Below are 13434 nucleotides of genomic sequence, written 5' to 3'. Positions count from 1 at the left end.
ATCAACGACAACGTTGTGTATCGGAATGTAACCAAATTATCTGTGCAGATCTGTGTGGATCTGTGGGAACCCATTTCTACGCGCCCTCAAAATTCCGCACATCCACCCGCGCTGTGAAGCCATCGCACTGCTTCAACCGTGCCGCGAGCCCATGCATCTTCGGCAATTCATAGCGCATGAAATACGTGCACGTGTCTCGCTTGCCGAGGTAGAAATGGCGGTCCGGTGAATCCGGCGCGGCGGCCAGGGCGCGTTCCGCCACCGTTCCCTGGAGTATCCAATGCCAGCCAATGGCCACCAGCGACGTCAACTCCAGATAGAGCGTGGCATCCGCGAGAAAAGCCTCCGTCTCGCCGGACGCGGCGACCTTCAGCAGCGCCTCCGTTACCTCGTTCAACAAAGCCACCGCGTCGCGCAGGGCCGCGCAGGCCTCCCCGAGCACCTCCACGTCCTCCGCATCGGCCAGCGCACCCTCCACCGCCGCGATAAACGCGCGATAGGCCACTCCATTTCGCATCGTCACCTTGCGGCCCAGCAGGTCCAGCCCCTGGATGCCCGTGGTGCCTTCGTGGATCGGATGGATGCGTGCGTCCCGGTAATACTGCTCCAGCGGAAACTCGTCGCAATAGCCATAGCCGCCGAGGCACTGAAGCCCCGCGCTGGCCGATAGAATACCCATCTCCGAGGGATAGGTCTTGGCAATGGGCGTGAGGAAATCCAGGAGTAGTTCGTGCCCCTCCCGTTCCTCCACAGGACCGGCGTGGATCAGATCGATCAACTTGGAGCAGTAAACGATCAGCGAGAGAGAGCCTTCAACAATCGAGCGCTGGAAGAGCAGCATGCGCCTCACGTCGGCATGCTCAATGATCGGCACCTGCGGCGCGCTCAGGTCTTTCCCCGCAATCGGGCGCCCTTGGCATCGTTCCATCGAGTACTTCAGTGACGCGTAGTACGCGGCGGTCGCGATGGCCGTTGCACCCATGCCCACGCCAACCCGCGCCTCGTTCATCATCTGAAACATGTAGCGCAGGCCCTGGTGTTCTTCGCCCACGAGCCAGGCGCGGCAGTCGCCATGTTCGCCCATTTCCAATTGGGTGATGGGGGAGCCCCGGTAGCCGAGCTTGTGGAAGATCCCCGTGCAGACTACGTCGTTCGGGACCAGTCCGCCCTGCCCATCCGGACGCAACTTGGGCACCACAAACAGGGAGATGCCTTTTACACCCGCGGGCGCCCCCTCGATGCGCGCCAGCATCAGGTGAACAATATTGTCCACGCCGTCATGTTCGCCACAGGAAATGAAGATCTTCTGCCCCGTGAGAAGGAAATAGTCTTCCGCCGTTCGTCGTGCCGTCGTCTGGAGGTCGGCCAGCGAACTGCCCGCGTGGGGCTCGGTCATGGCCATCGTGCCCTGCCAGCGCCCTTCGAATATCGGCGGCACAAAGGTGTCCGCGAGCTCGGGGGAACCGAAAGACAAGATCAACTGGGCCGCACCCGAGCTCAGGAACGGATAGACGCTTGCGGAGTAGTTCGACGCGGAAAACATGAAGCGCAGCGCCGCCAGCACCGTATCCGGCAGTTGCTGGCCGCCCTGCTCGAAGTCCGCATGGGCCCCAATCCAGCCACCTTCCCCGCATTCCCGCATCAACGCGCGCACCACGGGCGAAACGGTCACCCGGCCATCTTTGAACTCGGGCGCGATTTGATCCATCTCCTTCAGCGCAGGGTAGAGCGTGCCATCGCAAAGCTTCTTACCGGTCTCCAGCACCATATCGAAGATCTCGCGCGAATGCTCCTCAAAGCGCGGCAACGCGCAGAGACCTTCGGCCTCCATGACTTCGTAAAGGACAAACTGTACATTGCGCATGCTGAAATAAATGTCGGCCATCGAAGGACTCCGGTGAATAGAGAATTATGAATTAAGAATTAGGAATTACGAATTGGCACGTGTGCGTCCGCTGCATCTACTCCGTCAGCTCCGTCCACGCTGTCCACACTCTCGGCGGGCGTCCGCAGCCGTTCCAGCACATACGCGGAAATACTGTTCGCCAGTTCCCGCTCGCCCAGGAAAATCTTGCCCGTCTCCTCCTGCTCCAGCAATTTCGCCTCCATCTCGCTGTGGGTGCGGATGACCACATCAATGCCGGGATTGATCTTACGGGCCGTGTCCACCATCTTGCGAACTTTCATCGTGTCGGGGGTCGCCACAATCAGCATGGCGGCTTTGGCGATGTGGGCCTGCGCAAGCACGATGTCGTCCGAGGCGTCGCCCACGACGGCGGGCACGCCCGATTCGCGCAGTTGCTCAATGATCTCCCGGTTCTGATCGGTCACCACGTAGGGAATACCCTTTTGTGCGAGTTGCTCGGCGATGCGCCGCCCCACGCGCCCGTAACCCACCAGCACGACCTGCTTCGAGAGATACTTTTCGTTGGTCGTATAGGGCAGGGCCGCCAGGGGATCCGTCGGCGTTTTTACGGGTTTCGGAACGGCGGGCGGCGACAGAATGATGGCATTGGCCTCTTTCAGCTTGTCTTCATCGCCCAGCATGAGCAGGGTGTCGTAGGGCTCGATGCGGGTCTGACCTCGGGGCACCACGAAACCCTCGCCGCGGCCGATGAGCAGGATCAGCACTTCGGCCGGCACGCCCAGATCGGCCACGGTGCGGCCTACGGCGGCCATATTGGGCAGTATCTCGACTTCGCGCGTGTTGCCCTGGGCCTGGCCATGCCGTTCGATCGCCAGCGAAAAGGCCGGTCGAGACGCCAAAGGCTCGTCCACCTTCAGGAAACGTGCAACGGGCATGAGCAGTGTCCCCTGGATCAGCACCGACGTGAGTACGATGAAAAAGACCACATTGAAGATCAGCATGGAGTGTTCATAGCCCGCCATGAGCGGAAAAGTGGCGAGAACGATGGGCACCGCGCCGCGCAGCCCCGTCCAGGCCACCAGCACGCGCTCTTCCCGCGAAAATCCGCTGCCCCAGAGTCCCACCGCGACGGCGACGGGCCGGGCCACGAGCATGAGGAAGGCCGAAGTCCCGAGGGCCGTGAGGATCACACCCGGTAAGTGGGACGGAAATACCAGCAATCCGAGGACCAGGAACATGCCGATCTGCATCAGCCACGCGAGCCCGTCGTGGAATTTGACCACGTAGCGTTTGTGGGCAAAGTCGCTGCCGTTAAGGATGATCCCGCAGACATAAACCGCGAGGAATCCGTTGCCTTTCACGAATTCCGCCGCACCGAAAGTCAGCAGCACCAGACTCATGCTGAGTACGGGGTAGAGCCCTTCAAAATCCATGCGGATTCGATTCAACACCACTGCGGCTAAGCGTCCAGTCACGACCCCCACACCCACACCCAGCACCATGTTGAGGGCGAAAGCGGGCAGCAGGCTCGTCCACGAGAAGTCGGGAACCATGAGGATCTGCGTCATCCCCAGGGTCAGGAATATGGCCATCGGATCGTTGCTGCCCGATTCAAACTCCAGCAGGGGCTTCAGATTCCCCTTGAGCCCAACGCCATTGCCGCGCAAGACGGAGAATACGGCCGCGGCATCTGTAGAGGAGATAATCGCCCCCATCAGGAGTCCAGCGGGCAGAGAAAAGCCCAGGGCCAGCCACGCAAAGAGCCCCACCAGCAGCGCGGTGACCATGACCCCCAGCGTGGAAAGGACCATGCCCCGCCCAAGCACGGGCCGGATCAGCCGCCAGTTGGTGTCGAGGCCACCCGAGAACAGAATAAACGCGAGCGCGATAGTACCGACGAAGTTGGCCAGTTGCGCATTGTCGAAGTGAATGCCGCCGGGCCCGTCCGAGCCGGCCAGCATGCCAATGCACAGAAACACCACGAGGGCCGGAAGACCCAGCCGATCCGATACACGACTGGCAACAATACTCGCAAAAACGAGCAGTCCCGTGATGAGCAGGGTGAGTGAAGGTTGGTCCATTCGGGGCGACTCCTGTAATCCGGCGCCTGCGGACGAACAACCCATCCTGCGCGGCGCTCCGCACGATGGCCCGGGCGGCCCGTCGGGATGATCGCGTCGCGAGTAAGCCGCTGTCCTGCGGACTAATAGAGCGTGACGTTCAATCCGGTGCCCGCAGCCACGGGAACCTGGGGAAGGGCGCCGCGCTCGTTGCGGTAGAGGTAAACCGCGTCCAGCGTGATGAGGAGCACGTCCTGCCGTCCATCCCCGTCGCAATCACCGCTCAATATGCTCATTTCGAAGGGGCGTTCAACACCCGCCTGAGAACCGGGGATAAGGAAAGTGCCGATACGCTTCCCCGTCCCAGTATAGAGGGCCTGATTGTCTCCGTTCAAAAATTCGGCATAGCCGTCGCCCGTCCAGTCCACCACGCGGTGATGGCGGCCATAGGGCGTCATGACCTGGCCGAGTCGCGCACCGTCACCCCCAAAGACCCAGAGCGGCCCTTCGCCGCGTGGACGGTGATCGATGTCGGCCAGTATTTCCAGTCCCGGATGCTCGGGCACGATGTCGGCCAACTGAATCGACTCAAAGTGATGCCCGGCATGTTCCCAGATGGCCTTGCCGTGACCATCGACCACGGCGATGTTGTTCGCCCCGCAACAGGTAAGGGCAATCCGCACATCGTCAAGCTTGTCTGACGCGTTCAGCACCCGGGCACAGTCCAGGTGGCCCTGGCTGAGATCGGTCGCCTTCGATTCAAAGATCCAGCGCACCGTTCCGTCGTGATTGAGCATGGCGAACCCGGCCATGAGTTCGTCCCGGCCATCCCCGTCGATATCCATGGGCCGGGGCTGGTGGGCGGTGCGGTAGCCGCCGGGCCGATTCACGTGCCAGAGCATTTCGCCGGCGTAGTTGTAGGCCCAGATGTTCTCGTAGCGATCTTTGGCCAGCACATCGGTAGGTCGTCCCTTGCCGCTCAAGTCGCAGAAGACCAGGCAGTCCGCCGCCCCTTTCTCAATGGGGATGCGCCGCTTCTCCATGCCTGTCGCACCGTCCAGCTCCACAATGGCCGTTTCATCGCTCACCACCACCTCGTTTTTCCCATCGCCATCCCAGTCCACGATCTGGCAGGCCACGTCGTGGTGCCAGTTCTTCCGTCCGATCGAAGGGTTGCCCCAGCGCCACACGACAGTGCCATCCAGGCGCTGCACGGCGAGGGCGCTCGTGTAATGGGTATCGACCTCGTTGAAGTTCTCCGCGCTGACAATCTCCACCGCGCCATCCCCGTCTACATCCCCCGCAACGACCCACTGCCCGCCATACTCGGGATCCAGCGTGATCGTTCTCCACGGCGCAATCTCGGGCACGGCGGGATCAGCCAGGCCATTGTCCACGACATCAAACAGCGCGAAGGCTTTTTCTTCTGCGGGCACATTCTGACCCAGGCCAGAGGAGGCAAAGATAGTGACCAGGGCGATCCGATTCAGAATCTGCGTCATGAGTCTTGTTCCATTAGTTCAAGCTACGATTTGCAGGCTCGCATAGGGACTGACACGGACCAGCGAACCAGGATCGCGCACCTGTCCAGCAAATCTATGGTGCCGTGACCGAGCATCCTTGTCGTCAAGGTCCGTGGCTGTCCCGTCGCGGCCCAGGCATACTCGACACAATCAAAACAGTCGTATCCGGGGTCAGTGTCGTGGACTGGTTACGCCATTGGCGTATCACCTCTGCTTCGCTGCCGACGGGACAGCCACGCGCCCTGGAGTGTCTCAACGGATTCCGGGTGTGCCAGAAGTTCTGAGCGGGCGCCGCTCGCTCTCAGTGGACGTGCGCGCGTCAGTCCCTATGGTATCCCGTGTGCGGAGACGGCAAGTTCAAGCCTCACCGGCCAGCCACCGGGAAAACTCACCCAGCACCGCCATATTACCCTCCGCCGCCTCAAAGTTCCACGCTTCGTGTACATCAATGCCATCGAAGCCATAGGTACGCGTCTTATCGGCAAAGAAGCGCATGCGCTCGGCGAGTCCCTTCGCCTCGCCTGGCAACCATTCGGAAAACAGAAAAAGCTTCGTCTTGTCCTTGCAGTGGGGCTGATAGGTCCGCGCCGCCCAGGCGTAGAGGTCTTCGCCCGCGTTACGCTTAATGTCTTTCTTCGGCGACCAGTATTCGTGATCCGGGGACGCTACAATCTCGAAATCGCCGAGGATGAAGGCGTCCGCGATGTCCTCGTCCACCAGCGTTTCCCAGTGGTTGGTATAGCGCGCGGCCACGCTGGCGCCGAAGTGGGGATCAACGGCGAAGTTCGTGTGACGGCCCAGTTGCAGGCCAATCCAAAGGAGCTTCTCGCGCCCGTGACAGAGCTCGGCCAACTCGCGATACAGCGTTGCCATGGCATCGCCCTTAATATCGTGCCACGCGTCTCGATCAAATTCCTGCGCCGTGCGAATATCCACGCCGTGTCTGTCCAGAAACGCTTCCGCAATCGGCGCCTCGTAACCAAAGCCATCCTCGTTCTTTGGAATGTGCAAGTGGCGGCTGTGGGCGCTCGTAGAGCAGTGGATGCCATCCGCGCCCCAGTCCAGAAGCTCCCTCGCCTGGGTGATGCGGAAGGCGCGCGCCTCTGGCCAGGCATAACTCGTCAGGCCATGAAAATACGAACCATCCTTCGCCGTCCATTGACAGTGCGGATTTTCTTCCAGGAACTTGGAGCGGTACCCCGGAAATCCATCATCAAAGATATCCAGCCAGCACAGCACCTTCATCCCCCGCGCGTGACCCGCGCGAATAAAAGCTTCCGGCGGATTAAAGGCCTCGATAACGCCGGCATACTTCTCGGTCCACGGCACGCGCTGGGCGATATAGGCCTCCATGTCCGGTATATCGTTGCACGGGTGGGCCCGGGCGTGATTCGCGTCGAACGTCATGGGGTACGAAAGCGCCGTGCGATAGGGCAGCAGCCCCAGACATCCCGCGCGAATCAGCAGCGTCGTGCAGCCATTCTGGTGAAGTTGGCCCACGAGGCGGTCCACATCCGCTTCGGTCATGGGCTCCGGGCGAAGCCACACTTCGTCATTCACATCGATATCGACGATAAGTTCGGGACGGTGGCGCGCTTCCGCGTTGGCCGCGATCCCCCCGCGCAGCGCAAGGATTGCGGACAGGGCGCCAAATTGACGGCGCGTTATCGAGCCTGTGGCCATTCGAAGTAAATCCTCAATCGGCAACACGTCGGGAAGGGGTGCTAATACAGCCCCACCTCGATCCGGTTGCGCCCCGCTTCCTTGGCTTTGTAGAGTGCGTCGTCGGCCAGTTTCAACAGGCGTTCGCCGTCGAGTTCCACCGCGTTGCGACCGATGCCCACGCCCAGACTGACGGTGACAACGATCTGGTGGGCACCCGCATCGACCGGCACCGAGTCGATCCGGTTGCGGTACCGTTCCGCCGCGATCTCCGCGCCTTGAACGTGGTCCAGCGCGAGTACGACCAGGAACTCTTCGCCGCCGTAGCGACCCACCATGTCGCCGCGCCGGGCTACCTCTTCGAGGCGCCGGGCGACCTCGCGCAGCACCGCATCGCCCACGGGATGGCCATAGGTGTCGTTGATCTGCTTGAAGTTGTCGATATCGATCATGATTGCCATGGCGGAGCGGTTGGCGCGCTTTGCGCGGGCGATCTCGATCTCCAGCAACTCTTCGATGGCCTTTCGATTCCAAAGGCCCGTGAGTCCGTCATGGGTCGCCTGGTGTTCCAGGGCGTTCCGCGCGTCCACCAGCTCCGCGTTGAGCTGATAGAGGTCTTCGTAGAGACGGCTCTTCTCCACGATCACCGAGAGTTGATTGGCTATCTGGGAGAAGACGTTCAAATGCGCATGCGCGTAGGTGTGCTTTTCCCGGCTGGAAAAGAATAGAAAGCCCACCGGCTTCCCCATGGCGACCAGGGGGCAGGTCAGACTGGAACGGATACCCTCTTCGAGCACCAGCTTGGTGGAGTGGGAGTGGGGATTGGCCTCATAGTGGGCTTCCAGATCGTTAAGCACACGGGGCTTCCCATCCCGGAGGATCTGCACCAGACTACTACCTTCGAGCTTTTGGGCATATCCATTCTTGAGGCGTATATTCCGGGCGTCGGATCGCGCCCAATGGGCGCGTACCACCTTCCCGTCGTCTTCCAGCAGGGCAAAGCCAATCCGGTCATAAGGAATGACGGGGCGAAACGTCGCGTAGATGTGGTCCATCACTTCGCCAATGAAATAGCCCTGATTGACCCGCTCGGTTATTTCCAGAAGGTGCGCCTGCTCCTGGTAGCAATGCTCCATGATCGCCGCGAGCTCCACCAGAGCGCGGCCAAGTCTTCCCAGCGGATCATCGGCGCCGCCGAAATCCCGTGTCTCGAACTGCATGCGCTGCATGGACTGCACATAGTCCGTGTAACGTTCCACCCTGGGATCGCAGGCTTCCTTGCGAGCTTCCATCTAACCTCCCCAATTTCAACGTTCACTATTGACAAAATTAGCTACGGGCACGGGACAATCCGGACATGGGCCGCGGCGAACCGCCGGGGCCGGGGCAGGGAACAGTATTGGTAAGGCGCGCTATTCTCTCTTGACAGAGGCACCCGATGCAAGGTTAATCTTTGACCCGCGTTATTCCGTGAGCCCATTCCTCAACCCCGTGGTATCCACCCCTGATTATGAACAAGTTTCTCCCTATCATGCTCTTGATTGTAGCTAATGTATTCATGACCTACGCCTGGTACGGTCACCTGAAGGATCTTCGGGGAAAACCGATCCTCGTGGCCATTCTCGCGAGCTGGCTCGTGGCCTTCATGGAGTATTGTTTTCAGGTCCCGGCCAACCGAATCGGCCATCAGTTCTACTCCCTGGGCCAGCTCAAAATCATTCAAGAAGTGGTGACCATGTGCGTCTTCGCGGCCTTCAGCATGCTCTACATGAAAGAGAAAATTACGCTGGACTACCTCTGGGCGGGTTTCTGTCTTGTGGGCGCGGTCTATTTCATGTTCCGCCAGTCGTGAATCCGGGCATTTCACCGCGCGGGCGAAAATTGGTGGGGCGAAGCTGGATTGAGTCGGGATCGTGGCCCCGCCTTACCTTCGATCACCGCATTGCCCGCACTCGATCACGGGGATGTATTGATTTCCGCCCGGGTGCGGAGTAGACTTCTCATCGCAGCGGTGTCGTGCCCCCGGAGGGTGTGACGAGTGCGGTGGGGCCCGATCCCCGAGGTCAATTGGTCGTGCGAGATGTGGTGCGCCGGTGAATGGAATACCATGACGAGATTGGGGCCCGCCTTCGAGATTCCCATCAAGGGGGGACGAGGGGTAGCGTTACTCCTCATACTTCCCGCGATCGCCTTCGGGCTTCCGGCCGCCTGGCTCGCTTCCATATCGCCCGGCATTGGTGCGGCCCAGCTTCCCCTGCTTCCTTCCGGTGTCGCCCTGTCGTTGCTCATGGCCCTGGGGTGGCGGGCCTTTCCCGGGGTGCTTCTGGGGGCCGTTGCCGCAGGCGTCTGGTGCGCATACCCGGAGATGGACCCGCCGGCCTTTGTCCACCCGACCTGGTTTCTGGTACTGCCCCTCGCCGCCTCGCTCCAGGCGGCGGCGACCTACGGTCTGGTAACGCGCATTGCGCCGACCCTGCTCGACGCCGGTGCGCCGTGGGTTTACACGCGGTTTATTCTCGCCGCCGGCCCCTTCGGCAGCGCGGTCGGCGTGGCGCCGGTCATGTTGTCGGCCCTCGTAAGCTCTGGGCTGCCCTATCCCTTTGTGGTTATGGCCGGGGCGACCTGGTGGTTGCTGGATCTATTCGCGGGACTGCTCTTGTCCACCTTCTGCCTCGGCTTTCTCAGCCGCGCCCACCGGCCTTTCATACCCTTCAGCATGGTGACCGCCGCGGGCACGGTGCTCCTGGGCGGCGCGGTCGTTTTTGGATGGTTCGCCCGAGATGCGGTGCTGATTCAGGTCGCACCGGGGCTGACGCCCATGCAGTTCAACACCGCCTTGTGCCTGACCCTCTGCGGTGGCGGTCTCCTCGCGCTGATCAACCGCTGTCCGCGCCTCGCGAGTGGCTTGGGACTGATACTTTTCCTGGCGGCGTGCCTCACCCTTTCCCAGTATCTCACCGGCGTCAATCTGGGCATAGACGAGCTTTTTGTGGATCACTTCATTACGGTGAACACCACTTTTCCGGGCCGCATGGCCCCGAACACGGCCCTGTGCTTCATCCTTTTTGGCGTTTTCCTTTGCCAGTCCCACCTGGGCCGCTGGGGCGCAACGACCTCCAGCACCCTCTGCTCGATCGTGGCCTCGCTCGGCTTCGTTACCCTGGTCAGCTACCTTGCGGGAATCGACAGCGCCTACAGTTGGGGCCAGATGACCCCCATGGCCGTCCATACGGCGGCCGGGTTCTTCGTCCTCGGCCTGGGAGGGATCGCCCGCGACGTGGTCCAGTTGGAGGGACTGCGCCGCCGGGTTTCTCTCGCTCCCTTGCCAACCGGGGTGGCGCTGGCGGCCACCTCGCTGTGGGTATGGCAGGCGGTGTACCACGACGAACAGACCAAGATCCGCGACCTCGTGCGGAATCAGGCCGAAGAAATCACGCGGCTCATCGGCATGGAAATCACCTATCACAACCATGCGCTCAATCGCATGGCCGCCCGCTGGGAAATCAGCGGAGGCACGAGCAAGGCCGCCTGGACTTCGGATGCGCGCGCACACCTGCGCGATTTTCAGACGGTGGCCGCCATCGCCTGGGCCGACGAAGCGTCGCGCTTGCGCTGGCTGGAGCCACTGGAAGGCAACGAGGAGATTATCGGCTTTGATTTGGCCTCGCACCCGCAGGGGCGGGCGGTGCTCGAACGGGTACGGGAAACCGGACAGCTCGCCTCCACAGATACCCTGAATGTATCCCAGATTGGCCCGGGCTTCATCGTGATTACGCCGGTGCATCGGGCAAGCGAGACGGCGGGTTATCTCGTGGGACTCTATCGGCTCGACCGTCTTTTCGATGTGCTCTCCACCGCCACGCGGGAGAACTACCGGTTCAGGGTGTGGGAAGGGAGTAGTCTCATCTTCGAGAGCGAAAAGGCGCCCTGGCCGGAGGGGGGCGGTGGCGATACGCCGGTGACGGCGAGCATGAGAGACGGCGCGTGGACCCTTCAACTGCTGCCCAAGCCGGTATGGCTGGCCAGCCAGCGCTCGAACCTCCCCATCCTGATTTTATTTTCCGGGCTTTTTCTTTCCGCGGCGACGACGATTGCCCTGTTTCTATTGGAGGCTGTTCAGCGGCAATATGAGGAAATTCAGTGGAGCGAGACGCGGCTCCGGCAGATTATCGACTCCGCACCCACAGGGATGATCACCGTCGATCAGGCGGGGACGATCTCCGATGTGAATCCGGTCGCCCTGGGGCAGTTTGGCTGCGAAAGAGAAGCGATTGTGGGACGGCCCCTGCACGGCTTTATTCCCGGCGCGATGGAGCCCGCGCCGCAGGTGGAGGACCGACCGGAGGAGGCAGGCCGGGCGATTCGCCCTGCGGGCGAGGTTCGGGAGCGAACCGCCATCAAACTGAACGGCGAGACCTTCCACGTGGAAATTGCCCTGGCGCCCTTTGAATCCCGAGAAGGGGTCCAGGTACTGGTGCTCGTCACCGATACCACCGAGCGGGATGAGGCGCGGCGCAAGCTCGAAGCCCACACGCGCGAACTGGAGTCCACCAACCGCGATTTGGACGACTTCGCCTATGTGGCCTCCCACGATCTTCGGGCCCCCCTGACCGCCATCGCGAGTCTCGTGCACTGGATCGAGGAGGACACCACCGGCCTGCTCCCGCCGGGGAGCGCGAAGCATCTCGCGCTGATAAAAAACCGTGTGGTGCGCATGGGGAAGCTGCTGGAGGACTTGCTCGACTACTCCCGCGCCGGCAGACTGGCGAATGAGACGGAGCTTGTAGACACGGCCGAGATGGTGAGCCAGGTGACCGATCTGGTGCGGGGGGCCGCACCCGTGACGATACGGACGCAGGGCCTGCCGGCTTTCGATACGGTCCGCACGCCCCTCCATCAAGTGTTGCGCAATCTGATTTCGAACGCGATCAAGCACCATGACGGGGACGAATGTGTGCTCGAGATCGCCGCCTTCGAGCAGGGGGAGTTTTATGTATTCCGCGTGGCGGACGACGGCCCCGGGATTCCGCGCCAGTATCACAAGAAGGTGTTCAGCATGTTTCAGACCCTTCGCCCGCGGGATGAGGTGGAGGGCAGCGGCATGGGGCTGGCCCTGGTCCGAAAAGTTGTGGAACGCTACGGCGGCCATGTCCAATTGCTTGAAACCGAGGGACGGGGCACGACCGTCGAATTCACCTGGCCGAAAGCGGGCAAAGGAGCGTGATTTCAATGTCAAGACCGAGAGAAGTGAAGATTCTGTTGGTGGAGGACGACGAAGTCGATGTGATTCGGGTCCAGCGCGGCTTCCACCAGTTGCGGATCGCCAATGAGATTGTGCGCGCCCGGGACGGCATCGAGGCGCTTGAAATCCTGCGCGGCGCGGGGAGCGAGGCCCGGCTTGAAACCCCCTTTCTTGTGCTGCTGGACATCAACCTCCCCCGGATGACGGGGCTTGAGTTTCTGGCGGCGCTTCGGGCGGACGAAGCGTTGAAGGTCACCGTGGTGTTCGTGCTGACCACCTCCAAGAACGACGAGGACCGGCTGGAGGCCTACCGGCACAACGTGGCCGGGTTCATGCTCAAAGACGAGGCCGGGCGGGAGTTCGTCAAGGCCATGGAGATGTTGGCGTGTTACTGGCGTGTGGTAGAATTACCCTGAATATCTTTACGGAAGTGGCGATAAGGCGTTGAACTAGAACCAGAGGCGGCCGATGCTGAGCATTCTATTGATTGAAGATGACGAGGTTGACCGCCTTCGGGTGCGGCGGTATTTGAGCGAGGGGCCCGAGGCCTGGGCGCGGGTCGACGAGGCAGATTCACTCCAGAAGGGTATGGCCAAGCTCGCCTGCAATACCTACGATTGCCTTCTCCTGGATTTGCACCTGCCCGATGGCGACGGCATGGACTTTATCGAGACCCTGCAACGGGAATCCGATACCTCGCCGGCCATCGTACTCCAGACCGTGGAAGACGACGAGGCCCTCGGCATGCGCGCGCTGGAGCTGGGGGCGCAGGACTACCTGGTGAAGAGCGCCATCAACGCGCCGCTGATGCTGAAGACCATACGCTACGCCATACAGCGCCACGGCCTGCTCCGGGAGAAGGATCGCCTGGTAAGTGAGTTGCAGGACGCCTTGAGGAACGTGCAGATTCTGCAGGGGCTCCTGCCCATTTGCTCCTCCTGCAAGCGCATCCGCAATGACAACGGCTACTGGCAGCAGGTGGAAGAATATTTCACGCGCCACTCAAACACGAAATTCTCCCACGGCATCTGTCCCGAGTGCGTGAAATCGCTCTATCCCCGATCCGGCTAGCCTGCGGCG

General features: G+C 61.4%; 9 protein-coding genes. 4 read left to right on the top strand and 5 right to left on the bottom strand.

All coding sequences use genetic code 11. The annotated features are described in order from the left end of the window. Positions 1 to 76: 76 nt before the first annotated feature. The 5 genes from JNK74_20205 to JNK74_20185 form a co-directional block, all read right to left on the bottom strand. Positions 77 to 1885, bottom strand: a complete 1809-nt coding sequence (locus JNK74_20205) for an acyl-CoA dehydrogenase (protein MBL7648509.1) — start codon at positions 1883 to 1885, stop codon at positions 77 to 79. A 38-nt stretch (positions 1886 to 1923) separates the two neighbouring features. Beyond that, positions 1924 to 3948, bottom strand: coding sequence for a potassium/proton antiporter (locus tag JNK74_20200; protein MBL7648508.1), 2025 nt, complete (start codon positions 3946 to 3948; stop codon positions 1924 to 1926). 122 nt (positions 3949 to 4070) lie between these two features. Continuing rightward, on the bottom strand, positions 4071 to 5429 hold the full coding sequence (locus JNK74_20195) for a hypothetical protein (GenBank protein ID MBL7648507.1): 1359 nt from the start codon (positions 5427 to 5429) through the stop codon (positions 4071 to 4073). Positions 5430 to 5807: 378 nt separating this feature from the next. After that, entirely contained in the window at positions 5808 to 7133 is a 1326-nt protein-coding gene (locus JNK74_20190; GenBank protein MBL7648506.1) for a hypothetical protein, read from the bottom strand. 41 nt (positions 7134 to 7174) lie between these two features. Further along, the gene (locus JNK74_20185; protein ID MBL7648505.1) at positions 7175 to 8404 is read right to left on the bottom strand and encodes a GGDEF domain-containing protein; all 1230 of its coding nucleotides are present in this window, start codon (positions 8402 to 8404) and stop codon (positions 7175 to 7177) included. A gap of 218 nt (positions 8405 to 8622) precedes the next feature. Between JNK74_20185 and JNK74_20180 the strand changes: the two genes are divergently transcribed. The 4 genes from JNK74_20180 to JNK74_20165 all read left to right on the top strand — a co-directional run bounded on the left by JNK74_20180 (position 8623) and on the right by JNK74_20165 (position 13425). After that, positions 8623 to 8964, top strand: a complete 342-nt coding sequence (locus JNK74_20180; protein MBL7648504.1) for a DMT family protein — start codon at positions 8623 to 8625, stop codon at positions 8962 to 8964. A 255-nt stretch (positions 8965 to 9219) separates the two neighbouring features. Further along, a complete protein-coding gene (locus JNK74_20175) occupies positions 9220 to 12336 on the top strand; it encodes a CHASE domain-containing protein (GenBank protein MBL7648503.1) in 3117 nt (1038 codons plus the stop codon). Positions 12337 to 12341: 5 nt separating this feature from the next. Next, the gene (locus tag JNK74_20170) at positions 12342 to 12770 is read left to right on the top strand and encodes a response regulator (GenBank protein ID MBL7648502.1); all 429 of its coding nucleotides are present in this window, start codon (positions 12342 to 12344) and stop codon (positions 12768 to 12770) included. A gap of 52 nt (positions 12771 to 12822) precedes the next feature. Next, positions 12823 to 13425 (top strand): response regulator, encoded by a 603-nt coding sequence (locus JNK74_20165; GenBank protein ID MBL7648501.1) that lies wholly within the window; start codon positions 12823 to 12825, stop codon positions 13423 to 13425. Positions 13426 to 13434 lie beyond the last annotated feature (9 nt).

The organism is Candidatus Hydrogenedentota bacterium (genome assembly GCA_016791475.1).
In the GTDB taxonomy this organism is placed as follows: domain Bacteria; phylum Hydrogenedentota; class Hydrogenedentia; order Hydrogenedentales; family JAEUWI01; genus JAEUWI01.
Note: the sequence above shows the minus strand (reverse complement) of the source record. Positions and strands in the feature narration are given on the sequence as shown.